At 72.2% G+C, this 26,126-nt stretch carries 25 protein-coding genes and 1 riboswitch; of the genes, 12 read left to right on the top strand and 13 right to left on the bottom strand.

Annotated elements, in window-relative coordinates; all coding sequences use genetic code 11:
* Positions 1-280 precede the first annotated feature (280 nt).
* Complete coding sequence (locus tag ABZ374_RS18805) at positions 281-1,039, top strand: DeoR/GlpR family DNA-binding transcription regulator (protein WP_360312306.1); 759 nt, start codon at positions 281-283, stop codon at positions 1,037-1,039.
* An 82-nt stretch (positions 1,040-1,121) separates the two neighbouring features.
* On the opposite strand, the gene ABZ374_RS18800 is transcribed toward ABZ374_RS18805, so the two are convergent.
* A complete protein-coding gene (locus ABZ374_RS18800) occupies positions 1,122-2,081 on the bottom strand; it encodes a polysaccharide deacetylase family protein (RefSeq protein ID WP_360312472.1) in 960 nt (319 codons plus the stop codon).
* Positions 2,082-2,382: 301 nt separating this feature from the next.
* Here ABZ374_RS18800 and ABZ374_RS18795 point away from each other — a divergent pair, with 301 nt between their 5' ends.
* The gene (locus tag ABZ374_RS18795; RefSeq protein WP_360312304.1) at positions 2,383-3,834 is read left to right on the top strand and encodes an aminopeptidase P family protein; all 1,452 of its coding nucleotides are present in this window, start codon (positions 2,383-2,385) and stop codon (positions 3,832-3,834) included.
* A gap of 82 nt (positions 3,835-3,916) precedes the next feature.
* Here ABZ374_RS18795 and ABZ374_RS18790 read toward each other — a convergent pair whose 3' ends face one another.
* From ABZ374_RS18790 to ABZ374_RS18780, 3 genes are read right to left on the bottom strand one after another with little or no spacing between them, the layout of a single operon-like run.
* Positions 3,917-4,351 (bottom strand): hypothetical protein, encoded by a 435-nt coding sequence (locus ABZ374_RS18790; protein ID WP_360312302.1) that lies wholly within the window; start codon positions 4,349-4,351, stop codon positions 3,917-3,919.
* Between the two features lie 7 nt (positions 4,352-4,358).
* The gene (locus ABZ374_RS18785; protein WP_360312300.1) at positions 4,359-4,871 is read right to left on the bottom strand and encodes a Clp protease N-terminal domain-containing protein; all 513 of its coding nucleotides are present in this window, start codon (positions 4,869-4,871) and stop codon (positions 4,359-4,361) included.
* 28 nt (positions 4,872-4,899) lie between these two features.
* Positions 4,900-5,124, bottom strand: a complete 225-nt coding sequence (locus tag ABZ374_RS18780; RefSeq protein WP_360312298.1) for a helix-turn-helix domain-containing protein — start codon at positions 5,122-5,124, stop codon at positions 4,900-4,902.
* A 96-nt stretch (positions 5,125-5,220) separates the two neighbouring features.
* Between ABZ374_RS18780 and ABZ374_RS18775 the strand changes: the two genes are divergently transcribed.
* Positions 5,221-7,218: a hypothetical protein gene (locus tag ABZ374_RS18775; protein ID WP_360312296.1), complete on the top strand. Its 1,998-nt coding sequence runs from the start codon at positions 5,221-5,223 to the stop codon at positions 7,216-7,218.
* A gap of 55 nt (positions 7,219-7,273) precedes the next feature.
* Here the strand turns inward: ABZ374_RS18775 and ABZ374_RS18770 are convergent, their stop codons facing one another.
* The 4 genes from ABZ374_RS18770 to ABZ374_RS18755 form a co-directional block, all read right to left on the bottom strand.
* Positions 7,274-9,337 carry a hypothetical protein gene (locus tag ABZ374_RS18770; RefSeq protein WP_360312294.1) on the bottom strand — a complete coding sequence of 688 codons (2,064 nt, stop codon included), beginning with the start codon at positions 9,335-9,337 and terminating at the stop codon, positions 7,274-7,276.
* A gap of 175 nt (positions 9,338-9,512) precedes the next feature.
* Positions 9,513-10,187: a class F sortase gene (locus tag ABZ374_RS18765; RefSeq protein ID WP_360312292.1), complete on the bottom strand. Its 675-nt coding sequence runs from the start codon at positions 10,185-10,187 to the stop codon at positions 9,513-9,515.
* Positions 10,180-11,118 carry a hypothetical protein gene (locus ABZ374_RS18760; protein WP_360312290.1) on the bottom strand — a complete coding sequence of 313 codons (939 nt, stop codon included), beginning with the start codon at positions 11,116-11,118 and terminating at the stop codon, positions 10,180-10,182. The genes ABZ374_RS18765 and ABZ374_RS18760 overlap by 8 nt, the downstream gene beginning before the upstream one ends.
* A 120-nt stretch (positions 11,119-11,238) precedes the next feature.
* Positions 11,239-11,679 (bottom strand): hypothetical protein, encoded by a 441-nt coding sequence (locus ABZ374_RS18755; RefSeq protein WP_360312288.1) that lies wholly within the window; start codon positions 11,677-11,679, stop codon positions 11,239-11,241.
* 174 nt (positions 11,680-11,853) lie between these two features.
* Between ABZ374_RS18755 and ABZ374_RS18750 the strand changes: the two genes are divergently transcribed.
* The 6 genes from ABZ374_RS18750 (at position 11,854) to ABZ374_RS18725 (ending at position 17,215) form a co-directional block, all read left to right on the top strand.
* On the top strand, positions 11,854-13,470 hold the full coding sequence (locus ABZ374_RS18750) for an alpha/beta fold hydrolase (protein WP_360312286.1): 1,617 nt from the start codon (positions 11,854-11,856) through the stop codon (positions 13,468-13,470).
* Between the two features lie 69 nt (positions 13,471-13,539).
* Entirely contained in the window at positions 13,540-14,052 is a 513-nt protein-coding gene (gene msrA / locus ABZ374_RS18745) for a peptide-methionine (S)-S-oxide reductase MsrA (RefSeq protein ID WP_360312284.1), read from the top strand.
* A gap of 148 nt (positions 14,053-14,200) precedes the next feature.
* On the top strand, positions 14,201-14,959 hold the full coding sequence (locus ABZ374_RS18740) for a response regulator transcription factor (RefSeq protein WP_360312282.1): 759 nt from the start codon (positions 14,201-14,203) through the stop codon (positions 14,957-14,959).
* Positions 14,956-16,491, top strand: a complete 1,536-nt coding sequence (locus tag ABZ374_RS18735; RefSeq protein ID WP_360312280.1) for a HAMP domain-containing sensor histidine kinase — start codon at positions 14,956-14,958, stop codon at positions 16,489-16,491. The genes ABZ374_RS18740 and ABZ374_RS18735 overlap by 4 nt, the downstream gene beginning before the upstream one ends.
* 80 nt (positions 16,492-16,571) lie before the next feature.
* The gene (locus tag ABZ374_RS18730; RefSeq protein WP_360312278.1) at positions 16,572-16,979 is read left to right on the top strand and encodes a hypothetical protein; all 408 of its coding nucleotides are present in this window, start codon (positions 16,572-16,574) and stop codon (positions 16,977-16,979) included.
* Positions 16,976-17,215: a hypothetical protein gene (locus ABZ374_RS18725; RefSeq protein ID WP_360312276.1), complete on the top strand. Its 240-nt coding sequence runs from the start codon at positions 16,976-16,978 to the stop codon at positions 17,213-17,215. Before ABZ374_RS18730 ends, ABZ374_RS18725 begins: the two co-directional genes overlap by 4 nt.
* Before the next feature lie 37 nt (positions 17,216-17,252).
* Here ABZ374_RS18725 and ABZ374_RS18720 read toward each other — a convergent pair whose 3' ends face one another.
* Together ABZ374_RS18720 and ABZ374_RS18715 are read right to left on the bottom strand one after the other, a co-directional pair.
* Positions 17,253-17,969: a GNAT family N-acetyltransferase gene (locus ABZ374_RS18720; RefSeq protein ID WP_360312274.1), complete on the bottom strand. Its 717-nt coding sequence runs from the start codon at positions 17,967-17,969 to the stop codon at positions 17,253-17,255.
* Positions 17,970-18,157: 188 nt separating this feature from the next.
* Positions 18,158-18,253 carry a putative leader peptide gene (locus tag ABZ374_RS18715; RefSeq protein WP_360312272.1) on the bottom strand — a complete coding sequence of 32 codons (96 nt, stop codon included), beginning with the start codon at positions 18,251-18,253 and terminating at the stop codon, positions 18,158-18,160.
* A gap of 219 nt (positions 18,254-18,472) precedes the next feature.
* Positions 18,473-18,583, top strand: a riboswitch (SAM riboswitch).
* A 36-nt stretch (positions 18,584-18,619) separates the two neighbouring features.
* On the opposite strand from ABZ374_RS18715, the gene ABZ374_RS18710 reads away from it, so the two are divergent.
* From ABZ374_RS18710 to ABZ374_RS18700, 3 genes are all read left to right on the top strand, one after another.
* A complete protein-coding gene (locus tag ABZ374_RS18710) occupies positions 18,620-18,790 on the top strand; it encodes a hypothetical protein (protein WP_360312270.1) in 171 nt (56 codons plus the stop codon).
* A gap of 326 nt (positions 18,791-19,116) precedes the next feature.
* The gene (locus tag ABZ374_RS18705; RefSeq protein WP_360312268.1) at positions 19,117-20,340 is read left to right on the top strand and encodes an LLM class flavin-dependent oxidoreductase; all 1,224 of its coding nucleotides are present in this window, start codon (positions 19,117-19,119) and stop codon (positions 20,338-20,340) included.
* Positions 20,341-20,401: 61 nt separating this feature from the next.
* On the top strand, positions 20,402-21,769 hold the full coding sequence (locus tag ABZ374_RS18700; protein WP_360312266.1) for an NtaA/DmoA family FMN-dependent monooxygenase: 1,368 nt from the start codon (positions 20,402-20,404) through the stop codon (positions 21,767-21,769).
* 45 nt (positions 21,770-21,814) lie between these two features.
* On the opposite strand, the gene glpK is transcribed toward ABZ374_RS18700, so the two are convergent.
* The 3 genes from glpK to ABZ374_RS18685 form a co-directional block, all read right to left on the bottom strand.
* Positions 21,815-23,329: a glycerol kinase GlpK gene (glpK, locus tag ABZ374_RS18695; RefSeq protein ID WP_360312264.1), complete on the bottom strand. Its 1,515-nt coding sequence runs from the start codon at positions 23,327-23,329 to the stop codon at positions 21,815-21,817.
* 63 nt (positions 23,330-23,392) lie between these two features.
* Positions 23,393-24,256 (bottom strand): MIP/aquaporin family protein, encoded by an 864-nt coding sequence (locus tag ABZ374_RS18690; RefSeq protein ID WP_360312262.1) that lies wholly within the window; start codon positions 24,254-24,256, stop codon positions 23,393-23,395.
* The gene (locus ABZ374_RS18685) at positions 24,253-25,953 is read right to left on the bottom strand and encodes a glycerol-3-phosphate dehydrogenase/oxidase (RefSeq protein WP_360312470.1); all 1,701 of its coding nucleotides are present in this window, start codon (positions 25,951-25,953) and stop codon (positions 24,253-24,255) included. The genes ABZ374_RS18690 and ABZ374_RS18685 overlap by 4 nt, the downstream gene beginning before the upstream one ends.
* Between the last annotated feature and the right edge of the window lie 173 nt (positions 25,954-26,126).

The raw sequence follows: 26,126 nt of genomic DNA, 5'->3' as shown, positions 1-26,126 counted from the left end.
CGCCTCGGAGGTCCGCGGGGTTCGCGGGCGTCCTGGCGACATTGTCCGGGCTTGCGGCTTCCGCCGCCTACCGGCTGGGCGTACCTTTGACGCCGATTGCACTGCCCTCGGCGTCGCAGCAGTAAATCGAGCAACTTTCGTCATGTCAAGAGACCATCCGTGCGCGGGGTGCGCACCGGAGATGTCCGCTCCGACGCCGAAATAGCGGCTGTCGAACCTGTTTTGCGAACCCGTTTCGCGAACCCGTGACTGCGCGAATGCGCATGGATATGCTGCGCACATGTTGAGAACCGAGCGTCATGCGCGCATTCTCGAACACGTCTGTGCGAAAGGCAGCGTGAGCGTCGAGGAGTTGGCCGAGACCCTGGCGGTCTCGGGAGCCACCGTGCGGCGCGACCTCCAGCACCTGGACGCGATGAACCTGCTGCGCCGCACCCACGGCGGTGCCTCCGTGGGCAACATCGGCCTGGAGACGCCGATGCAGTACCGCAGCGAGCGCCGCCGACCGGAGAAGCTGGCCATCGCCCGAGCCGCCGCCGCGTTGGTGCCGGACAAGGCCGTGGTCGGACTGACCGGCGGGTCCACCGCGACCGAGATCGCCCGCATCCTCGCCGACCGGGGTCCCGTCACCATCGTCACCAACGCGGTGAACATCGCGGCCGAGATGGTCCTGCACAAGGACGTCACCCTGGTCGTCATCGGTGGCACCGCGCGCAACGAAAGCTACGAGCTGGTCGGCCCGATCGCCGAGAAGACCCTCGCGGACTACTTCACCGACGTGACCTTCCTGGGCGTGGACGGCATCAGCGCCGCGCACGGCTGCACCACCCACGACCAGCTCGAAGCCGCCACCGACCGGGTCTTCACCGACCGCAGCAGCCACACCGTCGTGGTGGCGGACAACTCCAAGATCGGCAAGGTGACGCTGGCCAGGATCTGCCCGCTGAGCCGGATCGGCCACCTGGTCACCGACCGGGACGCCGCACCGGAGGAACTGGCCGCGATCGAACAGGCGGGCGTCGTGGTGACCGCGGTGTGAGCACCGGGCGCGGTGAACCGCTTCGACGGTGCCCCCGAGGGCGGATCCGTCCGGAGCCGCGCCGAGGCCACGCGGTCGTCGACTACAGGTAGTCGTCCAGGCGGGCGAGGGCGAAGCCCTCGCGGGTGACCGCGTCCAGGACCCGGCGGAGCATCTGGGTCATGTCGCCCTTCCACTGCCCGGGGCCGCGGAAGTGGGTGAGGATGATGTCGCCCGGCTTGAAGACGTGGTCGTAGCGATACTCCAGGTGATCCGGGAAGGCTTCCTGGTTCCAGATCGGGAAGGCGACGATCCCGCAGGACCGCGCGGCGCGCAGGGTGTCCTCGTTGAACTCGCCGTACGGCGGCCGGAACAGGCGGGGCGTCTCGCCGATCTCGCGGGTCAGCTCGTCTTGTTGGCGGCAGATCTCCTGCTGCTGGCGGGCGTAGCCGAGCGTGCGCAGATCCGGGTGGTTGAGCGTGTGGTTGTTCACCGACACGCCCTGTTCGTGCAGCCCGCGAAAGTAGCCGTAGTCCTGGCGCGCCAGGTAGCCGCTGACGAACGCGCTGAACGGCACCTTGAGTTCGCGGACCATCCGGGCGAAGTCCGGGTCCTTCTCCGCGCCGTCGTCGATGGTGAGGAAGACCACCCGTTCGTCGGTGGGCACCCGATGGACCACGGCCGGCAGGTCGCCGTGGAACCTCACCCCGGGGCCGGGCCGCAACACCGGCCGGGTGGCGGGCGGCGCGGGCGCGGCGATCGGGGCGTCGGCCAGGCCCCACCTGCGCGCGGCGGCGACCACGCCGGCCCGTTCGCGGCGGGCGGCCGCCTCGCGTTGGGCCAGGTCCGGACGTGTGCCCCGGCCCTGTGCGCCTTCCTGCGCCGGCAACTCGGCCGCCGCCCGTTCCGGCGCCATGCCACCCGCCGCCTGCGGTCGCTGCGGGGCCGGCCGCGCCGCCTCGACCGGAGTCGCCGAGTCGGCGCATCCGGCGGTGGCCAGGCACAGGCACAGGCCCAGCGCGACACCGCAGCGGGTGAGCACTCGACGCGAGCGCGACGTCATCGATTCCACACAGCCCATGGCGGCGTCTGGTGCCCATTCCCGGCCCGATCCGAACCAGGACATTCGTTCGATCGCGGTCGGCGGGCCGGTCGACCGCGTGCCGGCGGCGCGCGGGTGTGCTCCGATCGGGTCGGCCGGTACCGGGAGTTGCCGCCGCCGAACCGACCGCGGCGTGATCGTTCGCCCCGCCGTGCCCGCCGCCGAACCAGGGTCGGCAAGAATGGGCGCGTACACACGATCGAAGTGCACACGACGCACGCACGATCGCAACGTAGCCGAGAGTCGAGCCGAGGAGGCAGGCGTGGGTGCCGAGAACGGGCAGTCCGCAGAGCAGGCGCAGCCGATCAAGCAGCGCAAGAACGGCCTGTACCGGGGTGTCTCGGAGGAACTGGCCGCGAACATGCGCGCCGGCTGGGCCGACACCGCGCGCGACGACCTCGCGCCGATCGAACAGGCCCCGAACACCGCCCGCCGCCGGGCCGCGCTGTCGGCCCGCTTCCCGGGCGAGCGCCTGGTGATCCCGGCAGGCAACCTCAAGACCCGATCCAACGACACCGAATACTCCTTCCGGGCGTCGAGCGAGTACGCCTACCTGACCGGCGACCTGACCCAGGACGGGGTCCTGGTCCTGGAACCGGTCGCCGACGGACACGAGGCGGTGTTGTACCTGCTGCCGCGGTCGAACCGGGAGAACGGCGAGTTCTGGCTGGACGGCCAGGGCGAGTTGTGGGTCGGCCGGCGGCCGGGGCTGCGCGAGGGCGAGGCGCTGTACGGGCTGCCGTGTCGCGACGTGCGCGAGGCCGCGACCGAGGTGGCGCGGGACGGCGCGAACGTGCGCATCGTGCGCGGGCACGACGCCGGGCTGGAGCGTGCGCTCGGCGAGCGGTCGAACGTCGAGCGGGACGAGGAACTGCGGGTCTTCCTGGCCGACGCGCGGCTGGTCAAGGACGAGTTCGAGATCGGCCGACTCCAGGCCGCGGTGGACTCCACGGTGCGCGGCTTCGAGGACGTCGTACGGGTGCTGGACCGGGCCGAGGCGACCTCCGAGCGCTACATCGAGGGCACCTTCTTCCTGCGGGCGCGGGTCGAGGGCAACGACGTGGGCTACGGCTCGATCTGCGCGGCCGGACCGCACGCGACCACGCTGCACTGGGTCCGCAACGACGGCCCGGTGCGCGCCGGCGACCTGCTGCTGCTGGACGCGGGCGTGGAGACGCACACCCTCTACACGGCGGACGTGACCCGGACGTTGCCGATCACGGGCCGGTTCACCGAGATCCAGCGGCGCATCTACGACGCGGTGTTCGCCGCGCAGGAGGCGGGTATCGCCGCCGTGCGCCCCGGCGCCAAGTACCGCGAGTTCCACGACGAGGCGCAGCGGGTGCTCGCCGAGCACCTGGTGGCCTGGGGCATCGTCGAGGGGCCGGTGGAGCGGGTGCTCGAACTGGGCCTGCAGCGCCGCTGGACGCTGCACGGCACCGGCCACATGCTCGGTCTGGACGTGCACGACTGCGCGGTGGCGCGGACCGAGTCGTACGTGGACGGTGCGCTGGAGCCGGGCATGTGCCTGACCGTGGAGCCCGGGCTCTACTTCCAGGCCGACGACCTGACGGTGCCCGAGGAGTACCGCGGCATCGGCGTGCGGATCGAGGACGACATCCTGGTCACCGAGGACGGCAACCGGAACCTGTCGGCCGGTCTGCCGCGCGCGGCCGACGAGATCGAGTCCTGGATGGCCCGCCTGCGCGGCTGACCCGGATGCTCGCACCGAAGGCCGAAGGCCGCCCTCCCCGGCCCGGAGAGAGGGCGGCCTTCGGCGTGTGCGCCGGAGCGGTTCAGGGCTCGCGGCCGGCGACGCGGGCCAGGCGGGCCTCGATCTCCTCGCGGACCGGGCGATAGGCGGCGTCGGCGGCGTGCATCCGGGCCGCACAGTGCTCCCAGGCGCGTCGGGAGCGTCGGCCGCGGCCGGGGATCAGGTCGTAGCGGCGCAACCGTACGGTGCGGACGTCGACCATGAAGCCGGGCCTGGTGCGGATCCCGTGGGCCAGGCGGACCTCGGACTGGGCGGCCTTCAGTTCCTTCTCGAAGCCGTCGTGGGCCCACCACCAACGGGCCTCCTCGTCGGGATCGGCGGGGAGGACGGGATGACGTCCTTCGAGTCGGGTGATCGCGTACAGGGTGAATTCCAGTCCGTCGGGGATTCGCACCCACGCCATGGAGTCCCACGGCTTGGGGACGAGGCGGAAGGTCTCGCGATGCACGGTGGTCATCGGGGGCTCACCGGCCGGTGCGGCCGGCGTCGCGAACGCTCGCGCGGGCGGCCTCGATCAGCGTCGGACGGTCGATCGCCAGGTTGCGCAACACCCGGGTGGCCGTGCCGTGTTCGAGTTCGGCGACGGCGATCAGCACGTGTGCGGTGCGCAGTTTCCCGGGGTGTTCGGCCTTGGCGAGGGAAACGGCGCGCCGGAACACCTCGTTCGCGCTGCCGGTGGCGCGGTAGGGCCCGCGCGGGGCGGGGGCGGGTGGGGCGGCGGGGAGCGCGTCGGCGTCGATGCCGACCGAACGCAGCGCCGCGGCATGGCACTCGGCGAGCGCGCGGCGCACGTCCTCGACGCCGGCGCCGACGCCGGCCAGCGCGGTGCGGGCGGAGTCGTCCGGCACGGTGAGGGCGGCGATCAGCAGGTGTTCGGGGCCGGGGGATTCCTCGCCGAGGGTGCGGGCCTCCTCCTCGGTGCCGGTGAGCAGGCGCTTCATCGCACCCATGTCGTGTATCGCGCTTCGAATGCCCACGTGGGTTCTCCTTGCCTGGTCCGGTGGGTTACCGGTCCTGTTCCGGGGCTCGTCGGTTCGGTGACAGTCGCTTGTGGGCGGCCTGGGCGCTCATGCCCAGGGCCTGACCGATGTGGTTCCAGGTCCAGCCCTGGGCGAGTGCGTGGTCCACTGCGGATCGCTCCAGCGCGGCCGCGAGGTTGCGCAGTGCGACCACGGCCGCGAACGCATCCTCGGGATGCTCGGGCGAGGGAACGTCTTTGGCCTCGATCACGTATCAACTTTAGTTGATGGCAGATCGGCTCGTCAACAAAAGTTGATGACGGGGGGCGGTCGTCGTGATGTCGTCGCGGGGCGATACGAAGAGCACATGACAGCAAGGTTCGACGCGCTCGACGACCGGGATGTCCCGCCCGCCCTCTGCGGATTCATCGAGCACTTCCTCTACTGGGAGCCCGGCGCGCTCGCCGGGCTCGAACACATCGGCGCCTACCTGGCCGGCCGCGCGGACCCGCCCGCCGGGCGGGACGCCCCGGCGCGGGTCGGCGGCGGCCAGTGGACCGGGTTCATCGGTCGAACCGGCGCGCTCGCGCTGCGCGCGGCGGCGCCGTCGACCCGGCCCGAACGCCGCGAACGGCTGCTCGCGCTGCTGGAGATCTGGGCGGACGGCGTGTTCGTCGACCCGACGGTGCGGATGCGCGTCGGCACGGTGCGCGAGCCGCAGCGTGGCGCCGTCCGGGACGAGCGCGGCGCCACTCTCCTGGTCGGCCACGTCCGGGACGGCGCCAACGTGCTCGAAGTGCGCACCGGGGACGCCGAACCACCCGCGCTGGGCCCGATCGAGGAACCCACCGACCTGCCGCACGGCGGTTGGGGCAGCGCCCGGCAACTGCGCGAACTGGTCGCCCTGGTGCGCGAGCGCGGGCCGATGCCGTGGGATTCGGACGCGGTGGCGCGACTCGCCGCCGACACCGGGATGTCCCGCGCCGCCGCCGCGCTCGCGCTGGCCGGCACGCCCGGGACGGCCATGTTCCGCAAGCCGTTCCTGGACCCCGACGAGCGTCGGGTGCTGGGCCTGAAGGCCGGCGAGGTCGATCCGGCCCGGGTCGAGTCGGCCCGGCTCGGCCCCGCGGGCTGGCTCGGCCTGCTCGCACAGGTGCTCCCGGCGGACCCCGCCGACCTGTGGGCGCCGGACGCCCCGCGCCTGCTGGCCGAGCGGATCGCCGCCGCGTGGCACGAACGCCACGGCCGACAGCTCCCGATCCCGGATACCTCGCGCGCGCTGATCGCCGAGCGGCAGCCGGAGTCGCCCGTGGCCGAACTATGCGAGGCGATGGCCGACTCCGCCGCCCACCCGCTGCTCGCCGAGAACCTCGACACCTGGCCGAACGCCCCGCACGACGGTGGCATCGGGCTCGTCGACGCCACCGGCTCGGTCACCGCGCCGTATCGGATGGTGGCGTTGCTGGCGGACCTGGCCGCACTCGTACCGACCGTGTACGCCGAACTGCCCGCAGGCGACCCGATCCGCGCGGGCCTGCCCGCCCTGGTGCGGAACGTCCGTGCCCGGCTGGACCACCCCGGGCTGCTGCTCGGCTGCGGGTACCTCTTCGATCGGGTCACGATCGACGACCTGCGCGAGTGGTTCGGGCCGCACCCGTACCACGGCCCGGAGCCGCTGTCGGTGCCCGCGTTCGACGACGGGCTGACCGTGGCCGTCGAAGCCGCGCCGCCGTCCTACTTCGGTCGACACCGACACCACCCCCGCCTGTTCTTCCGGCCCGCGCTGCTCGGCGACGACGCCCGCGCGCAGCGGCTCCAGGACACGCTCGGCCGCAGCGGCCAAGGCGTGATCGCGTCCGTGCGACGGCTGCGCGCAGAGCACTTCACCCGGATCGTCGCCCGGGTGGAGTCGGACGCGTTGCCGGTGGGCGCCTACGAGGCCAACCCCGCCGCGAGTGTGCCCGATCTGGTCGAACGCGTCGCGAAGGCGCTCGACCTGACTCCGGATTCGGCCGCCCTCCATCTGCAACTGCTCGCGCTGGAGGCGCCCACCGACCGCGGCGTGCGGACCTGGAACGGCTGGACGCCGACGCGGCACCGCAGAGCCGCCGCGGCGCTCGTGGACGCGGGCCTGGCGGTCGCCGACAAGCGCTCCCGAGCCGGGCGCGGCACCTTCCTGCCGGGCCCGTGGGCGCCCGCGGACAAGCCGTACCGGCCGATGGAGACCTGGAAGGCCGCCTTCCTCGACGTCGAGGTCTCCCGGCACACCGGCGAGATCCTGCGCCATGTCGTGCCGGAGCGCACGCTGCCCGAACTGTTCACCGACGCCTGGGCCTTGGTCGAACGGGGGGACGGGCCGCGATGACCTGTGGCGTCCGGAGCGCGCCCGGGCGGTGGGCGCTTTCGGAGTTCGGGTCGCGTCAGTGGGTCACGGCCGCCGCGGTGGCCAGGAGTTCGTCGGGTGTGCCGGTGAAGTCGGGCAGCAGGTGGGACGCCACGATCCAGGCGTCGACGTCCTCGCGCAGGTGCCCGCGCACCAGGTCGCCGGCGTAGTCGCCGCAGACGAGCAGGGCGTGTGCGGCCGGCCGGGCCCCGGAGAGGATCTCCGCCGGGGTCAGCAGGCCGTCGCGCAGCAGGTCGCCCACCTCCCAGATGAGCAGGTCGCGCACGGGCGGGTCGGTGACCAGGGTGCGTGCCACCGCGGGTGATCGGATCGACCCGGAGGAGAAGAAGCCCGGTTGGCGCCGGACCAGGGTGGAGATCAGCGCTTCGGGGCAGTCCGGGTGATACGCCGCGATGGCGACGGCCGGGTCCCGGGTGGGGGCGGGCGTGGGATCGGGTTCCTCGGCCAGGCGCGTCCACAACGCCGGGGGCACCCGGGGCGGCAGCGCGCGCAGCGGTCCCGGGGCCGGCCAGGTCGTCGCCACGTCCGCCGCCGACGCGCAACCCTCGACCCGGTAGTGGATCCGGCCGTACCGGGGATCGAAGAACCAGATGCCCTCGTCCGCGTCCGAGAGGGTCTTGACCACCTCGGGGGTGAGCTCGTCGCCCATCGCCTCCAGGGCCCGAACGGCGTCGTGCCGTGCGGTGATCCGCCGGGCCAGCCGGTGCGGCAGCATGCCGGGCCACCGGCGGGCGAGCGCGACCGCGACGGCCGGCGCCGGGGTGTGCCGGCCGGCGGCGAACGCGCGCAGGTCCGCCGGATCCAGCGCGGCCACCACCTCGGCCGCCAATTCCGGCGCGGCCCGGCTCAGCAACAGCGACAACGGACTCGCGGCGCCGCGCAGGGGATCGCCGGTGCCGGCGGGCACGTCGATCGGCGGCGCCGGTGCGCGGGATTCCGCCGCGTCGGCCCCCGGTTCGGGTGGGCCGGTCGGCCGGGCCACGTGGCCCAGCAGTTCGGGGACCGTGCCGGGATATCCCGGTCCCAGCCGGGCCAGGCGCAACCAGCCGGCCACGTCCTCGGGCAGCAGGGGGCCGAGCGCGGTCAACAAGGGGCCGAACGTGGCGGTCTGCGCGGAGCGCGGGGCGAAGTCGTCGACCGAGCGCAGCACATGCCACGCGGGGCGGGCCGTGTGCAGGAAACGCTCCGGAGTCACCACCTGCTCCAACAGCGCCCGCTCCAACGGGCGGTGGTTGTGGTCGACCGTGAAGTCCAACTCGACCACCGCCTCCGGCGGGCAGCCCTCGGTGCCGGCCAGCGCGGCGGCCACCGCAGGAGTGAACGGGGTCTGCCGATGCGCACGCAACAACGCGTCCCAGTCCGGCGGCCCGTCCATGGTCGAGAGCACGTGTCGGGCCTCGGCCCGCCGGATGCCGCGGGCCCGCAACAGGGCGATCAGCTCGTCGCCGTCCGGTTCGGCGCAGGCTCCGACCTCCAGCAACATCAGGCCCTCGGGCGCGTCGAGGGCCGCGCGCACGACCGGGGCGATCACCCGGGTGCGGTATCGCCCGACGGACAACGCGGCGAACACCGCCGCCGGTCCCTCGGCCCGCCACAACCCGGCCAGGGCCCGGAGGCGGGCCTGCTCGACATGGGGCAGATCCGGCAGCCGACCCAGCACGCTCAGCCCGTGCCGGAGCAGTCGCGCGTCGCGCGCATGGGCCAGGGCCATCGCGTATATCCGGGTCCGGGTGGTCGACAACAGCTCGTACAGCGCGGGATCCGGGGCGCGATCGCGGCTCAGGATCCGGCGCCGGAGACGGGTGTCGGCGCGCGGATTGACGAAGACGTGCCGATCCACCTCGGGGTCGTCGAGCGCCACCAGTTGCTCCAGCACCGCGCGCCGCAGCCGATCGTGCCGGGCGAGCGCGAGATGGTCGCTGCGCTCGCCGTGCGTCAGCGCGTAGTCGACCACGGCCGGGACATCCGACAGTTCGGCCAGCAACCGACCGCGTCCGCCCGGGTCGCAGCGGGCCGCGAGTCGGGTGACCAGGTTCGGATCGGCGTGCCGCCACAGCGTCGAGATGGCCCTGCTCAGCACGGTCCTTCGCCCCTTCCGTCCGCGCCGACCCCCGGCGCGCGGGCGCCGACCTGCCGCCGCCCATCCGATCAGTGTGGCAGCGCAACGATTCGACCAACCGCCCGGCCACCCGAACTCGCCGCGCCACGGCCCCGGTTGCGGCTCGGCCGCGCGAGGGCGGGCCGAGCCGCGGGGGTCAGCGGGAGCCGGTCAGGTGGGCGAACAACACCGTGTTGTCCTGGTAGCCGCCCTGCTCGGGGTCGTAGTCGCCGCCACAGGTGATCACACGCAGTTCGGCCCGGTTCAGGTCGCCGTACACGCGCTGTGTGGGGAAGTCGGATTTGGCGAAACGTTCGACGGTGTCGACGGTGAACACCGCGATGCTCCGGTCGGCGCGGCGGATCTCGACGGTGCCGCCGACGCGCACGGTGCCCACGTCGTAGAAGACGGCGGGGCCGGTCGTGGAGTCGAGGTGGCCGACCAGCACGGCGGGGCCCAGTTCGCCCGGGGTCGGTCCCTGGTCGTACCAGCCGGCTCGCCGCTCCGGGTCGGGGGGCGGTACCTGAACGGCGCCGGCGGCGTCGAGGCCGACGGCGGTCAGGGGAGCGTGCAGGCCGATCTCCGCGATGTCGATCGCGGCCGGCTCGGAGCGGGCCAGGAGCGGACCTTCGACCGCGGGTGCGGCCGGCGCGGTGTCGGTCGGGGAGGGGGCTGCCGTGGACACGACCTTGGGGGCGGCGGTGGCCGCGGCCGGTGGTCGTTGCGCCCGGTATCCCATGACGGCCAGCACGATGCCACAGATCAGCACCGCGACGGCCGCCGCCAGGAGGAGGCGGCGGCCGGCACGGTGGACGGGAGGTGTGTCAGCCACGCAGGCTGCCCCGACGCAGCACGAACGCGCCGACACCGGCACCGGTGACGGCGAGGGCGGCGCCGAGACCGATCAGGTTGTCGTCGGCCCCGGAGGTGCCACCGGCGCCGCCGGCGACGGAGCCGACCGGGACGGTCCTGGTCTGCGTGGTGTGGGTGGTGTGGGTGGCCGCCACCGGGCGGGCCTCGTGGTGACGGTTGGGCGTCACGTGCTTGGCCTTGTGCGGTGCGGGCTTCCACTCGGGCTTCTTGCCGGGCTTGTGGTCGACCACGACGGTCTTGTGGTTGTTCACCACGTTGGTCGTGTGGATGTGGTTGTTGGTGACGTGGTTGTTCGTGACGACGGTGTTGGTGACGTCACCGATGATCACGGTCGGCGTGTCGTCCGACTTGTGACCCGGCTTGTGACCCGGCTTGTGGCCGGGCTTGTGGTCCGACTTGTGGTCGGACTTGTGGTCGGACTTGTGGTCGGACTTGTCGTCCGACTTGTGGTCCGACTTGTGGTCGGACTTGTCGTCCGACTTGTCGTCCGACTTGTCGTCCTTGGGCTTTTCGGCCGGCTTGTGGGCCGGCTTGTCCATGGGCTTGTCGTCCTTCGGCTTCTCGTCCTTGGGCTTTTCGGCCGGCTTGTGAGCCGGCTTGTCCATGGGCTTGTCGTCCATGGGCTTTTCGGCGGGCTTGTGGGCGGGCTTCTCGGCAGGCTTGTGCGCCGGCTTGGTCGAGCAGTCGTGCGCCGGACGGGGGCAAGTCGGGGCGCCTTCGCCCCGCTTGGCGCCCGGCTCGTCGGCGGATCCGTTGGTGGCGCCTGACGCCTCGGCCTTGATGTCCTTGGTCTGCGCCCCGGGGCCTTCGGAGGCGGCGGCGGTGCCGCCCATGGCAACGGCCAACAGGCCGGCGGCTACGGTGCTGCAAAAGACACGAGTGGTACGCATCAGGGACAATCTCTCCTTTGCAGCCGACGCGTGATCGGTGGTCCGATGGAGGACGCGGCGGCAAAACGGAAAGTTGCCTCTTGGGGTGCGAAAATCACCCTAAGTAGCCTTAAGTAACACTTATGGGTGATCCATTGGGATCTGCAGATGCCGGCCATCGACCCCGCAGACGAACCACTTCCCACCCTCGCGCCGCAGCTCAACGGCATAGGGAGAGGCCGAATGGTCCTGTCCCGTGACGTTCACATTCACCGTCGCCATGTCGTCCTCCCGGACGGAGCTGTCCATCGAGAAGGTGAACCCGGCGCCCTCGCCTGCCAATACCCGCTCGGCGTTGCCGCCGTGTGTGCCGCCGCAGTCGCCGTAGAAGGGCGCGGGCGACGTGCCGGCCGCGACGGCGCGCAGGTAGTCGCGGGTGACGTCGTGGACCGGGCCGTCGAACATGGTCGGTGTCATGGAGCAGGCGGCGACCGTCAGGGCGGCCAGGGCCGGCGCGATACCGGACAGTGCGCGGGCGATTGGTCTTCGCCCGGAAGCGGGATTCGTTGCGATGCCGGCCATTGTGGTTCCCCCCACGGTTGTCGAGACGGGTGAAAGGTAGCGCGAACGTGCGTGCGGGTACTGGGGCTTGTCCCTCGGGATGGTTGCGGGGGGTGGATCGGTCCGGGATATTGCGGACGAGGTCGATTGCCCTTACCCGGAAGGGGATTGGTGAGCATGAGGTCTGATCGCCGTATGGTCGGTGCCGGCCGGGGGCGTGGTCGGCGGCGTGCGTTGTGGGTGCGGGTGGTCGGGGTCGTCGCGGCGGGGTTGTCGGTGGTCGGGGTCGGGGTGGTGCCGGCCTCGGCGGGTGAGCCGGGTGGGCCGGTGGTGCCGGTGCCGGACTGGGCGGCCTGTGTTCAGGATGCGGCGTTCGAGTGTGCGAATGTCGTGGTGCCGCTGGACTATCGCGAGCCGGGTGGGCGTACGTTGACGCTTGCGGTGATTCGTCACCGGGCGGTGGATTCGCAGCGGCGCCTGGGTGTGCTGGTCATGCAGCCGGGTGGGCCGGGGAACTCCGGGGTGGACTTCGTGCGCGGCAACTACGCCGCGCTGCCTGCGGAACTGCGGGAGCGGTTCGATGTGTTCGGCTTCGATGCGCGCGGGATCGGGCGGAGCGCGCCGTACGAATGCTGGGACGACGCCCGGTATGCCGAAGAGGTCGGTCGGTCGCCGGGGCACCCGGGGGCGGCCGGGTTCGAACGGGCGGTTGCCACCGCGCGGGACTTCGACGCCGCCTGTGCGGCCAAGGCCGGTGACGTGCTGCCGTTCATGGGTACCGACTATGTCGCTCGGGACCTGGACCTGCTGCGTCAGGCCCTGGGGGAGCGCCGGCTCTCGTTCTACGGACGCTCGTTCGGCAGCTTCGTCGGCACCGTCTACGCGGACCGATATCCGCGTCGGGTGCGCGCCATGGTGCTCGACGGCGCCTACGATCCGGTGCGCTACGCGAGCCGACCCTACGCGTACGACCGGCCGCAATATCTGGCGCTGGACGCCGCGATGGGCCGCTTCCTCGACTGGTGCACGAGCGATCCGGCCGGTTGTGGATTCGGCGCCGGCGATGCGCGCGGTGCGTTCGCCCGGCTGATCGACGAACTGGACGCACACCCGGTGGCCACCCCTTCCGGAGCGCTCGCCAACGGCTACACGCTGGTCTATCGGCTGATGTTCAACATCAACGAGGGCAAGGCGATCTGGCCCGCGTTCGGCGCGGCGCTGCGGCAGGCGGAACTGCGTGACGGCACCGCGTTCGTGCTCCGGCCGCCGTCGGCGGCGAGCTTCGACTTCCTCACCGCCAACGTCGCGGTCGAGTGCGTCGACCGGGTCTATCCGCGGGACCCGGCCGAGTTGGAGCGCAACGTACGGGCCAATGTGCGCGACGCGCCCCTGCTCGGTCCGGCCATCGGGTTCGGGCCGCCCACCTACGACCACAACCACGCGCCGGCCTGTGTGCAGTGGAGCGGCGAGCGGGTCAGCCGGCATCAGGGGTCGTACCGGGCGCGTGGTTCGGCGCCCATCCTGGTACTGGGCACCACCGGCGACCCGGACACCCCGTACCGGGACGCGGTCGCGCTGGCCGAACGCCTGGACAACGGTCGGCTGCTCACCTTCCGCGCCGAGGGGCACACCGCGTTCGGGCGCAGCGCGTGTGCCAAGGCGGCGGCGACGGCCTACCTGAGCGAGCTGCGTCTGCCGCCGCGGGGCAGCGTCTGCGCGGACGAGGTGGATCCGACGACCACACCCGGTGCGGCGCGCTCGGCGGGTGTGGCCGGCCCCGGCTTCGACGAGGGATACGAGCGGATCGGCTGACGGGAACACCCATGCGGCGTCGTTTGTTCTCTTCGCGGGTGAGTAGGCGAATCAGTCAGGAGTTGTGAGATGAGTGCTCAGGTGCAGAAGGCGGTTCTGGCCGGCGGATGTTTCTGGGGAATGCAGGACCTGATCCGCAAGCAACCGGGTGTGACGGCGACCCGGGTCGGTTACTCGGGTGGTGACGTGCCGAACGCCACGTATCGCAACCACGGGGACCACGCCGAGGCGATCGAGATCGTTTTCGATCCGTCGGTGACGACCTACCGCGACATCCTGGAGTTCTTCTTCCAGATCCACGACCCGACCACCCGCGACCGCCAGGGCAACGACATCGGGCGGAGCTATCGCTCGGCGATCTACTACGCCGACGAGCAGCAGCGGGCCACGGCCGTCGAGACCATCGCGGACGTGCAGGCCAGCGGGCTGTGGCCGGGCGAGGTGGTGACCGAGGTGGAGCCGGTGGGCGACTTCTGGCAGGCCGAGCCCGAGCACCAGGACTACCTGGAGCGCTACCCGCACGGCTATACGTGCCATTTCCCGCGACCCGGCTGGAAGCTGCCGCGGCGCGCCGACGCCTGATCGTGGGTGACCGCGCCCCGTACCGGACCCCGGTGCGGGGCGTCGCCGTGTCCGGGTGGAACTGTCGGTCGGCCGGCCGCGTCCCCCACCGCGGATCGACGTAGAGTCTCCCAAGCTTGGGGGGCCGGCGAACGCGGGACGGCACACGATGACCACGACTCCAGGAATCGACGACGAGGGCCGGGACGGCGGGGAGCCGCCGCGCATCCTCGTCGTCGACGACGACCCGGCGATCCGCCGCGCCCTCGAACGCGGCCTGCGGCTGGCCGGCTACCGGGTGCTGCTCGCCTCCGACGGCGCCGCGGCGCTCGCCGTGACCGGCACCGCCGAGCAACCCGACCCCCGCGCACCGCACGTGATCGTGCTGGACGTGGCCATGCCCGGGTGCTCCGGCATCGAGGTGTGCGCCACGCTGCGGGCCCGGGGCATCGAGACCCCGGTGCTGATGTTGTCCGCCCGGGACGAGACGGCCGACCGGATCACCGGCTTGGAATCGGGCGCGGACGACTACCTGGTGAAGCCGTTCGACCTGCGCGAACTCGAACTTCGGCTGGGTGCGCTGCTGCGCCGCCGACCCCCGACCACCCCGGACGACGCGGTGCTCCGGGCGGGCCCGCTGGTCTTGGACGCCGGCGCGCATCTGGCCACCCACGAGGGCGAGCCGGTGAACCTGACCAGGCGCGAGTTCGCCCTGCTGGACGTGTTCGTGCGCAACGCCGGCCAGGTGCTGACCCGTGATCAACTGCTGGCCCGGGTCTGGGGATACGACTTCGAGGTCCGCACCGACGTGGTGGACACCTTCGTCAGCTACCTGCGCCGCAAGCTGGAGGCCGGCGGCCGGCCGCGCCTGCTGCACACGGTGCGCGGGGTCGGCTTCGTGCTGCGGGTGCCGGACGGGCGCAGATGAACCTCCCCCGGGAGCGGGCGCGTCGCCGGCCGACCATGCGGCTGTCCACCCGGATCGCGCTGGCGGTGGGTGTGCTCGTGCCGCTGCTGGTGATCGCCGCCGGAATCCTGGTCGTGCGCTGGGTCACCGCCGATGTGACCCGCCGCCAGGACATCGCCCTGCGGCAACGTGCCGAGCACCTGGCACCGGATGCGCGAGCGCTGCTGCGCGCCGTGGAGAACGAGCGGGAGAACGCGGTCCGCGCCCGGGAGAACAAGCTGCTCGACGGCGCGCTCGACCTGGGCGTGCGGGTCGAACTGCCCGGCGGACCGGTGTCCGCGGGACCGCAACCGCCCGCGAACGTGCCGCTGCCGGACGCCCGGCATCGCGGCCCGGTCACGGTCCGCGCCGACGGCAAGGCATGGCGCGTGGTCTCCCGCCCGCTCGGCGCGGCCCGAGGCGGCACGGGCATCCTGCGGGTGTTCCAGCCGACCACCGAGACCGACGCGCGGTCCGCGTTGCTGCGTCGGCGCGTGCTCGTCGTGGCCGCGTTCGCGGTACCGATCTCCGCGCTGGCCGGCCTGGTCGTCGGCGCCGGCGCGACCCGATCGCTGGGGGCGCTGCGGCGGCGCGCGGCGGCGATCGAACCGGACGACGACGCGCGCCCGGACGTGCACGTGCCGTCCGGCGTCGCCGAGGTGGACGACCTCGGCCGCACGCTCGCGGTGGTGCTCGGTCGCTACGACACGCAGACCGCCCGCACCCGCGAAGCACTGGAGACGGCCCGCGCGTTCGCCGCGACGGTGGACCACGAACTGCGTGGGCCGCTCACCGGCATCCGCACCGACCTGGACGTGCTCGCGGCCTATCCCGACCTGACGCCGGCCGAGCGCGGCGAGATCCTGGGCGACCTCACGGCCGGGCAGGAGCGCATCCTGTCGTTGCTCGCGTCGCTGCGCGCGCTCGCCCAGGGGGACCTGGCCGACGAGCAGGCGTTCGAACGGGTGGACCTGGGCGAACTGGCGCACGAGGCGGCCCGGGACGCGCGGACGCGGCATCCCGGCGCGGACGTGCTGGTGTCCGCCCCGCAGGAGATCCGGGTGCACGGGCTGCGGCCGGGGCTGCGGTTGCTTCTGGACAACCTGATCGGCAACGCGCTCGTGCACGGACGCGGACCGGACGGCGCGGCCTCGATCCGGATCGGGGTGCACGCCGACGCCGGTGGGGCCGCCCGGATTCGGGTGGACGACGACGGACCGGGGATACCGATCGAGCGGCGCGACCAGGTGTTCGAGCGGTTCCGTCGCGGCCCGGACAGCCCGGGGGCCGGCCTGGGCCTGACCCTGGTCGCCCAGCAGGTGGCGCTGCACCGGGGGCACGTCGCGATCGGTACCGTGCCGCCCGGATCCGGTACCCGCGTCGAGGTGCTGCTGCCTGGACGGCGCGCGGACGAGCCGACGGGCGCACCCGGACAGATCCGACGCGACTGGCTGACCCGCGAACCGACGGAGTCCGGGGCGGGCCCACAAGAACCCCACAGACAGCCCACATGATGCCCACAGAACAGGGTCCTACCGTCGCGGCACGCCACCCCGCAGCGGGGCGGTGAACCGTGAAACTCGGGAGAACCACCATGCCTCGCCGTAGCACGACCGCACCCGGACGATTCGCGACACTCGGCGCCTTCGCGGCCCTGACCACCATCGCGGCCCTGGCCGCGGCACCCGCCGCGCAGGCCGGCGCCATGCCCGGCGCCGACAAGCACAAGCCGGGCATCTGCAAGCGCGTCCCCGCCATCGACACCCGATTGGGCAAGGCGATCGACCGGCTGAACGGCGGCGCCGACGCGAAGGGCTCCATCGCCCACCTCCAGGCGCGGATCGCCACCGCCGACAAGCTGAACCGCCCGGCGGTCAAGACCTACCTGAACGACAAGCTGACCACTCGTCAGCGTCTGCTGCCCGAACTGCAGCAGCGGCGCACCGACCTGGCGAACGTGAAGACCTGGTGCGATACGCAGCAGCCCGCCGCGGGCAAGTGATCGGCACACCGCGCCGGCGGGCCGCCGCGGTGCTGCTCGCGGTGCTCGTGCTCGGCCCCACGCTCAACGCGTGCGGCGGATCGAACGACGACCGCGGCGGCGGCTCGGCGCCCGCGGGCAGCCGGGCCACACCCACCGACCCGCCGTCGAGCCTCGCGTCCATCGTCGACGAGGCGGAGCAGGCGGCCGACCGCGCGGACCGGGACGCCGAGGCGCCCGAGACCCCGCCGGGCTGACCGGACCGGCGAGCCGCACCCGGAGCGGGCGGCTCGCCTACCCGGCGACCACCGGTTCGACGGGCTCGCCGGCCGGAACCCGCACCGCGACGAAGGACGGCGTGCGCCGCAACCGGAAGCCCAACGACTCGTACAGCCGGATCGCGTTCACGTTGTCGGCCGAAGCGTGCAGGAACGGCGTCTCGCCCCGGGCGGTGATCCCGGCCACCAAGGCCAGGACCAGGCGACTCGCCAGACCGTGCCCGCGCCACGCCGGATCCGTGCACACCGCGCTGATCTCGGTCCAGCCGGGCGGGCGCAACCGTTCCCCGGCCATCGCGATCAGCGCACCGTCGCGACGAACGCCCAGATAGGTGCCCAGTTCGATGGTCCGGGGCAGGAACGGACCCGGTCGGGTACGCCCGACCAGGTCGAGCATCTCGGGCACGTCCGCGGCGACCAGCCGGACGAGCGAATCGTCGGACCGGCCGACGACCGCGTCGCCCACCAACTGCACCGCGCCGATCCGCATCACCACCTCCCACGGCGGCGGCGGGCGCAACCCGTCGCCGTCCGCGAGCGGCAGGACCGCGCCCGGAGTCGCCAGCGCGGCCAGATCCGCCCAGTCCGCCGGGCCGGGATCGTCGGGCAGGGCCGCGAACGGCGCCACCTCGGCGAGGTAGCGCACCACCCGGCCCCGGCGTTCGGCCAGGCCGGCGTGTGCGCCGGTCAGGGACGCATAGGCCACGTTGTCCAACACACGCACGTCGTTCATGCCGTGCCGATCCTCACTCGGGATGGGGACATCGTCGATTCACTCCGCTCTCGCGTCGACTGAAGCAGGGTCGCCGGGCGAACGCCGACGCGCCGAACCCGGCGGCGACACATCGCACTTCCGGGGCCCGGCCGCAGGGCTCGTCCCGGCAGCGGCCGACGGGCGAACGGTCGGTCTTCCCGGACGGCTCAGGGCGAGCCGGGCAGCGCGGATCGACACGCGGCACTGCTCACCCGCAGCAGGTCGATGTGCCTGCGGGTCGCCAACCGGATCCGAGCCTGCATGATCGGCAGGTTACGAGCTTGATCGCGCCCCGTCAAAGGGTGTCCGGAGTGCGACGCGTCGACGCCGGCCGGTCGGCCCCGCCCCTTCGGGGCGTCGGCCCCGGCGGCGGGAAGACGCCTGCTCCGACCGGTTGTTACCGCGCACAAGGTCGATGGACAAGACCCGCAGGCTGCGTTAGCGTCGCGATGACGGCCGGGATCGGTCGTCGCCGCAGTACGTGTCACGAGTGCCAACGTTCAGCCCCGGCTTGTTGGTCGGCAACCCTCCTTCGCGACGGGGTGCCCCGGGTGAGGACACGGTCGCGCGTCTTTCGCGTGGCAACGCGGGGCCCGCCTCGACGGGCCCAGGGGCAAGGGGACGATGTCATGAGCGGGTGGGTGAACGCGGCGCAACACCGTGCCGCCACGTCCGCCGTGCCGACCCCGGCCACCCACCGGGTGAACTCCCTTGATCACCGCGAGAGTTCACCCCGCACCCGACTGACCCGGCGCCTGTTCATCGATCTGCGCCGCTCCGCCGGCTCGCTCTGTCACTGACCCACCGACACCGTCCCGGGCGTAATCCGCGCTAGCCGCGCGCCCGCCGTCGCGCGTCGTGTGCCGGGTCCACCGGCGGGCCGCGCCCGGCGTTCGAACACGCGCCGATTCCGTCGCCCCGGGTGAACCCGGCGCAAAGCGGCCCGAGTTCGCCGTCCGAGGCGTGCCCGACCACCGACACCGCGCGCCGATCACCGGCACCGACACCCGCCCCGGGCCCACCGCCGCCTCGAACCCGCCGACGGACCACCGTCCGCGGGCCGGGTCGTGCCGTGACGTCCGGCCGCGATCACCCGCGCCCACCGAACCGGAAAGCGAGACCACCCATGAGCACCCCGCACACTCCTGGCCCGCTGCACCTGGCCGTCGCCCTGGACGGCGCCGGTTGGCATCCCGCCGCCTGGCGCGAACCCGAGGCCCGCCCCGGCGAGTTGTTCACCGCCCGCTACTGGAGCGACCTGGTCGCCGAGGCGGAGGCGGGCCTGCTCGACTTCGTCACCATCGAGGACGCACTCGCGCTGCAATCCTCCCGATTCGACGCCGACGACACCCGCACCGACCAGGTCCGCGGCCGCCTGGACGCGGTGCTGATCGCCTCGCGGGTCGCACCGCTGACCCGACACATCGGCCTGATCCCGACCGCCACCGTCACCCACACCGAGCCGTTCCACGTCTCCAAGGCCATCGCCACGCTCGACCACATCAGCCTCGGCCGCGCCGGCTGGCGCGCCCGGGTGTCGCGGCCGGTCGAGAACGCACACTTCGGCCGGCGCGAGCAGGTGCCGTTCACCGTCGAGGACCTGGACCGGCCGGACGTGGTGGCCGCGGTCGGGGAAAGCTTCGCCGAGGCACAGGACTTCGTCGAGGTGGTGCGCCGGCTGTGGGACAGTTGGGAGGACGGCGCGGAGATCCGCGACGCCGCCACCGACCGGTTCATCGACCGGGACAAGCTGCACTACATCGACTTCGTCGGGCCCGGGTTCAAGGTCCGCGGCCCCTCGATCGTGCCGCGCCCGCCACAGGGCCAACCGCTGGTCACCGTACTGGCCCACGCCACGGTGCCGTACCGGCTCGGCGCGCGCACCGCGGACGTGGTGTACGTGACACCGCGCGACCACGACGACGCACGCGCCATCGTCACCGAGATCCGCGCCGAACAGCTCGCCGCAGGACGGGAATCGGAGACGGTGCACGTCTTCGGCGACCTGGTCGTGCTGCTTGCCGAGAGCACCGCCGCGGCCCGCGACCGCAAGGCCCGACTGGACGAACTCGACGGCGCCGAATACGCCGCTGACGCACTCGTGTTCACCGGCACCGCCGCCGACCTCGCGGACACCCTCCAGGACTGGCAACGCGCCGGACTGACCGGATTCCGGCTGCGCCCGGCCGCGGTGCCGCACGACCTGCACGCCATCACCCGCGAACTGGTCCCCGAACTGCAACGCCGAGGCGTCTTCCGCACCGGCTACCCGGCCGGTTCGCTGCGCACCCGACTCGGCCTGCCGCGCCCGGACAGCCGCTACGCCACGCCCGCGGCGGCGGCCTCGTGACCCGCCCCGCCACCGCCCACCCCACCGTCGTCCCGGCCACCGTCCGAAGGGACCCATCCCGATGAGCACATCGCGCAAGCAGATCATTCTCGGCGCCTACGTGGGAGGCGTGAACCATCACACCGTGTGGTCCGATCCCGCGGCCGGCAGCCAGATCGACTTCAGCACCTTCGAACACGTCGCCCGCACCGCCGAACGCGGCCGATTCGACTTCTTCTTCCTCGCGGAGGGCCTGGCCCTGCGCGAACGCCTGGGCCTGATCTTCGATCAGGACGTGGTCGGACGCCCGGACACACTGCCCGTGCTCAGCGCGCTGGCCGCCGTCACCGAACACCTGGGCCTGATCGGCACGGTCAACGCGACCTTCAACGAACCCTACGAACTGGCCCGCCAGTTGAGCACCCTGGACCACCTGTCCGGCGGTCGGGCGGGCTGGAACGTGGTCACCTCCTTCGACGCGTTCACCGGCGCGAACTTCCGCCGGGGCGGCTTCCTGGACCGCAAGGACCGCTACACCCGGGCCGGCGAGTTCCTGGCCGCCGCCCGCGAACTGTGGGACTCCTGGGCGGCGGACGCGGTGGCCGCCGACCGGGACACCGGGATCTTCCTGCGCGACGCCAAGGCCGGTGAATTCGCGTTCACCGGCGAGCAGTTCGACATCTCGGGGCGATTCGACACCCCACGGAGCCCGCAGGGCCGGCCGGTGATCCTGCAGGCCGGCGTATCGCCACAGGGCCGCGACTTCGCCGCCGGCGGTGCCGACGCGATCTTCTCGCCCTACCACCACCTCGACGAGGCACAGGCGTTCTACCGGGACATCCAGGCCCGCGCCGGCCGCAAGGGCAGGCCCCCCGGTTCGGTCAAGCTGCTGCCGCACGCGTCCTTCGTGCTCGGTACCAGCGAGGCCGACGCGGCCGAGCGACACCGCGACATCACCCGGCGCCAAATCGGCGGACGCACCGCGCAGATCCTGCTGGAGACGGTCTGGAACCGCGACCTGTCCGGCTACGACCCGGACGGCCCGCTGCCCGACGTGGACCCCGATCCCGACGGGCCGCCGCTGGTCCAGGGGCGGGCCCGGATCGGCGAGGACGCGCACCGCCGGGTCGCCGAGTGGCGCGCGTTGGCCGAGGCCAACGCGTTCTCGCTGCGCGACCTGGCCATCCACGTGTTCGGCCGCACCGAGTTCGTCGGAACCCCCGAGCAGGTGGCCGAACGCATCGACACGTTCGTCCAGCAGGACGGCTCGGACGGCTTCATCGTGGGCTCCCACCTGACCCCCACCGGCCTGGACGAATTCGTCGACAAGGTCGTCCCACTGCTCCAGGAGCGCGGCTCGCTGCGCACCGACTACACCGGCGCCACCCTGCGCGAGAACCTGGGCATCACCCCGACCGGGCAGCCCGCCGGCGGCGCCCGCGTGGCCTGACCCCCGGGCCGGGGGCGGGCACGAGCCGTTCCCGGCCCGACCGGGTCACCCGTTGGGCACCCAGTCCAACGTGCGGTGCACCGCCCGCTTCCAGTCGGCGTAGCCGCTCTCCCGGCGCTCGCGATCCCATTCCGGCTCCCAGCGGGCGTCCTGATTCCAATTGGCCCGCAACTCGTCGGTGTCCCGCCAGAAACCGACCGCGAGACCGGCGGCGTACGCCGCGCCCAGCGCGGTGGTCTCGGGGACCGTCGGCCGGATCACCGGAACACCCAGCACATCGGCCTGGATCTGCATGCACAGGCTGTTGTCGGTGACCCCGCCGTCCACCTTCAACACGCTCAGTTGCACACCGGAGTCCTTGGCCATCGCGTCCACCACGTCCCGGCTCTGGTAGCAGATCGCCTCCAGCGTGGCCCGGGCGATGTGGCCCACGTGGTGATAGCGGGCGAGCCCGACGATCGCGCCGCGCGCGTCGCTGCGCCAATACGGCGCGAACAGGCCGGAGAAGGCCGGCACGAAGTACACCCCGGCGGTGTCCTCGACCTGCCGGGCCAGCGTCTCGCTGTCCGGAGCCGTCTTGATGATGTGCAACTGGTCGCGCAGCCACTGCACCGCCGACCCGGTCACCGCGATCGACCCCTCCAGCGCGTACACCGGGTCCTGGCCCTCGAAGTGGTAGGCGACCGTGGTGAGCAGACCGTGCTCGGAGCGCACGATGCGATTGCCGGTGTTGAGGAGCATGAAGTTGCCGGTGCCGTAGGTGTTCTTCGCCTCGCCCTCGGCGAAGCACACCTGGCCCACCGTGGCCGCGTGCTGGTCTCCCAGCGTGCCGGTCAGCGGGATACCCACCAGCGGACTCTCGTCGGGCGATCGACCGTAGCCGTCCGGACAACTCGACGGGCGGATCGTCGGCAACATCTCGCGCGGGATGTCGAAGAACGACAACAACTCGTCGTCCCAGTCCAGCGTGCGAAGGTCCATCAGCATCGTGCGCGAGGCGTTGGTGACGTCGGTGACATGCACACCACCGCGCACCCCACCGGTCAGATTCCACAACAACCAGGTGTCGATGGTGCCGAAGATCGCGTCGCCGCGCTCGGCGTCCCGGCGCGCCCCGTCGACGTTCTCCAGGATCCACTGCACCTTGCCCGCCGCGAAGTACGTCGACGGCGGCAGACCCGCCCTGGCCCGGATCACCTCGCCCCGATGATCCCGGTCCAACGCGCGGGCGATCCGGTCGGTACGGGTGTCCTGCCAGACGATCGCGTTGTAGTACGGCCGGCCGGTGTGCCGATTCCACACCACCGTGGTCTCGCGCTGGTTGGTGATGCCCAGCGCGGCGAAGTCGGCGGGCGTGAGGTTGTAGTGGTTGAGCCCACTGGCGACCACCGAGCGGGTGCGCTCCCAGATCTCCACCGGGCTGTGTTCCACCCACCCCGCCCTCGGCATGATCTGCCGATGCTCCAACTGCTGGCGCCCGACCACCCCGCCGGCGTGATCGAAGACCATGAACCGGGTGCTGCTGGTGCCCTGATCGATTGCCGCGACGAAATCCGCCATCTCGAACCTCCACTGTGGCGACGCCCGAACCTGTCCGCGCCGCATCGGATGTGCCGTACGGCGTCAGTCGGTCTCGACCACCCTGCCCGCCGGTTGTTCCCCGAGGGGCAGGAACGGCGCGATCAGCACGCGGTACAGCGCCGCGCCGATCAGGCCGCCGATCAACGGTCCGACGATCGGGACCCAGAAGTACAGATTGCCGTACTGGTCGCGCCACGCCCCGTCGTAACCGGTCAGGAAGCTGGCCAGCCGAGGGCCGAAGTCCCGGGCCGGGTTGATCGCGTAACCGGCGTCGGTGCCGAACGCCATCCCGATCGCGACCACCAACAGGCCGGTCAGCAACCCGCCGAGGTTGGCCTTGGGCGCCGTGTTGAGCACGTCCGTCAACGCCATGATCACCAGCAGCAGGATCGCGGTGCCGATGATCTGGTCGCGCAGCGCCCCCCACTCGCTGACCGGGAACGTGCCGTTGCCCGGCAGTGTCGAGAAGACGCTCTGGGTCTTGATCGTGTGCCCGGGATCGGCCTTGGCCAGTACCTCGGTGTAGTTCCAGCGCACCAGCAGGGCCGCGACGAACGCTCCGGCGGTCTGCGCGAGCACGTACGGCGCCACCTTCTGCCACGGGAAGCCGCGGAAGGCCGCGAGCGCCACCGAAACCGCCGGATTCAGATGGGCGCCCGAGGTGCGCGCGGCGATGTACACCCCGAACGTCACCCCGAAGCCCCAGGCCCACGCGATGCTGTCGTGGTTGCCCAGGTCGGCCGCGACGACCTGGGCCACCACGCCGACGCCGAACAGGATGAGCACCATGGTGCCGACGAACTCGGCGACCATCTCGCCGCCGAGCGCCCATCGTTCGCTCGGCGGCGGGGCCGGCTGCGCCCGTCGGGCGCCGGTCTTCGGGACCGCGCCCGCGCCCGCGCTCACGGCGCCGGGACGATGTCGGGGGCGCCGAGCCGGGCCGCGTCGGCGGTGAGGTCGTCCGGTTGTCGCTGGGCGTCGCGTTCGGCCTCGACCCGTTTTCCGTAGTGCGTGACCTCGTTGCGGATCTGTTGCTCGTCCCAGCCCAGCGGCCCGGCCATCAGCCGCGCGGCGATCTCGGCGGCCTCCACGCCACGATCCCACGACTCGATCGAGGCCCGGGTGCGCCGGGTGAGCACGTCGTCCAGGTGATGCGCGCCCTCGTGGGTGACCGCGTACACCACCTCGGCCCGCAGATAGTCGTCCGCGCCGGGCAATGGTGTGGCCAACTCCGGGTCCTTTTCGATGAGTTCGAGTACCTCGCCGATCATCGAGCCGTACCGGGCGAGTAGATGCTCGATGCGCACCACGTGCAGCCCGGACGCCCGGGCCAGGCTGTGCCGGCGATTGCGCAGCGCCTGGTATCCGTCGGCGCCCAGCAGCGGCACGTCGTGGGTCACCGACGGGCCCGGACGCGCGCCGTCCAGGGTGCGTACCGCCTCGTCGACGGCGTCCTTGGCCATCACCCGATACGTGGTGTACTTGCCGCCGGCGATCACCACCAGGCCCGGCACGGGATGGCCGACCAGGTGTTCCCGGGACAACTTGCTGGTCTCGGCCGCGTCGCCGGCCAGCAACGGTCGCAGCCCCGCGTACACGCCCTCCACGTCGTCCCGGGACAGCGGCGTGGCCAGCACCCGGTTGACGTGCTCCAGCAGGTAGTCGATGTCGCGCGAACTCGCCGCCGGATGTTGCTTGTCCAGGTCCCACGGGGTGTCCGTGGTGCCGATCAGCCAGTGCCGGCCCCACGGGATCACGAACAACACGCTGGCCTCGGTGCGCAGGATCAACCCGGACCGCGAGTTCACCCGATCCCGGGGCACCAGGATGTGCACGCCCTTGGACGCGCGCACATGGAACTGGCCCCGGGTGTCGGCCATCGCCTGGGTGTCGTCGGTCCACACGCCGGTCGCGTTGATCACCTGCTTGGCGTGCACTTCGAACACCCGGCCCGACTCGACGTCGACGACGGTTGCGCCGGTGACCCGCTCGCCCTGGCGGAGGAAGCCGGTGACCCGGGTCCGGTTGGCCACCTGCGCGCCGTACGCGGCGGCCGTCCGGGTGATGGTCATGGTGTGCCGGGCGTCGTCGACCTGCGCGTCCCAGTACTGCACCGCGCCGATCAGCGCGTCCGACTTGAGGGCGGGCACCTCGTCCAGGGCCCGGTGTCTGCTCAGATGCCGGTGATGCGGCAGGCCCCGGGAATTGCCGGAGGTCATCCCCATCGTGTCGTACAGGAGCACCCCGGCGCCCACGTACAACCGCTCCCACCCGCGATGGGTCAGCGGATACAGGAACTTCACCGGGCGCACCAGGTGCGGAGCCAACCGTTGCACCAGCAGACCGCGCTCGCGCAGCGCCTCCTGGACGAGCCGGAAGTCCAGCATCTCCAGATAGCGCAGCCCGCCGTGGATGAGTTTGCTGGAGCGACTGGAGGTACCACTGGCCCAGTCCCGACCCTCGACCAGGCCCACGCTCAGGCCCCGGGTGACGGCGTCCAGCGCGCATCCGGCGCCGACGACACCTCCGCCGATGACCAGGATGTCCAGCTCGCGGCCGGATCCCAGGGCGGTCAGGGCATCTTCGCGGGCCTTCGGCGACAGGGCGACGGGCTTCACGTCGAACTCCTCGGCAGGGAAAAGCTGGCCCCTACATTCGATGGCCTGCGATGCCCCCCTGCACGTCGAGCCGCGCCGACGGTGGGCCGGGCGGAGTAACGCGGAGGGGCCGCCCGACCCGATCGGGGCGATCCGTCGGGTGATCGGCGATCCCGTAC

The organism is Embleya sp. NPDC005971, from assembly GCF_040629175.1.
GTDB lineage: Bacteria > Actinomycetota > Actinomycetes > Streptomycetales > Streptomycetaceae > Embleya.
This window is presented reverse-complemented; position numbering and strand designations above follow the sequence as displayed.

What these genes read in the sequence shown, in the direction of transcription:
- ABZ374_RS18805 (WP_360312306.1), top strand. Translation starts at nt 281, where the DNA reads ATGTTGAGAACCGAGCGTCATGCGCGCATTCTCGAACACGTCTGTGCG.
- ABZ374_RS18800 (WP_360312472.1), bottom strand. Translation starts at nt 2,081, where the DNA reads ATGACGTCGCGCTCGCGTCGAGTGCTCACCCGCTGCGGTGTCGCGCTG.
- ABZ374_RS18790 (WP_360312302.1), bottom strand. Translation starts at nt 4,351, where the DNA reads ATGACCACCGTGCATCGCGAGACCTTCCGCCTCGTCCCCAAGCCGTGG.
- ABZ374_RS18775 (WP_360312296.1), top strand. Translation starts at nt 5,221, where the DNA reads ATGACAGCAAGGTTCGACGCGCTCGACGACCGGGATGTCCCGCCCGCC.
- ABZ374_RS18760 (WP_360312290.1), bottom strand. Translation starts at nt 11,118, where the DNA reads ATGCGTACCACTCGTGTCTTTTGCAGCACCGTAGCCGCCGGCCTGTTG.
- ABZ374_RS18755 (WP_360312288.1), bottom strand. Translation starts at nt 11,679, where the DNA reads ATGGCCGGCATCGCAACGAATCCCGCTTCCGGGCGAAGACCAATCGCC.
- ABZ374_RS18750 (WP_360312286.1), top strand. Translation starts at nt 11,854, where the DNA reads ATGGTCGGTGCCGGCCGGGGGCGTGGTCGGCGGCGTGCGTTGTGGGTG.
- msrA (WP_360312284.1), top strand. Translation starts at nt 13,540, where the DNA reads ATGAGTGCTCAGGTGCAGAAGGCGGTTCTGGCCGGCGGATGTTTCTGG.
- ABZ374_RS18740 (WP_360312282.1), top strand. Translation starts at nt 14,201, where the DNA reads ATGACCACGACTCCAGGAATCGACGACGAGGGCCGGGACGGCGGGGAG.
- ABZ374_RS18735 (WP_360312280.1), top strand. Translation starts at nt 14,956, where the DNA reads ATGAACCTCCCCCGGGAGCGGGCGCGTCGCCGGCCGACCATGCGGCTG.
- ABZ374_RS18730 (WP_360312278.1), top strand. Translation starts at nt 16,572, where the DNA reads ATGCCTCGCCGTAGCACGACCGCACCCGGACGATTCGCGACACTCGGC.
- ABZ374_RS18720 (WP_360312274.1), bottom strand. Translation starts at nt 17,969, where the DNA reads ATGAACGACGTGCGTGTGTTGGACAACGTGGCCTATGCGTCCCTGACC.
- ABZ374_RS18715 (WP_360312272.1), bottom strand. Translation starts at nt 18,253, where the DNA reads ATGCAGGCTCGGATCCGGTTGGCGACCCGCAGGCACATCGACCTGCTG.
- ABZ374_RS18710 (WP_360312270.1), top strand. Translation starts at nt 18,620, where the DNA reads ATGAGCGGGTGGGTGAACGCGGCGCAACACCGTGCCGCCACGTCCGCC.
- ABZ374_RS18705 (WP_360312268.1), top strand. Translation starts at nt 19,117, where the DNA reads ATGAGCACCCCGCACACTCCTGGCCCGCTGCACCTGGCCGTCGCCCTG.
- ABZ374_RS18700 (WP_360312266.1), top strand. Translation starts at nt 20,402, where the DNA reads ATGAGCACATCGCGCAAGCAGATCATTCTCGGCGCCTACGTGGGAGGC.
- glpK (WP_360312264.1), bottom strand. Translation starts at nt 23,329, where the DNA reads ATGGCGGATTTCGTCGCGGCAATCGATCAGGGCACCAGCAGCACCCGG.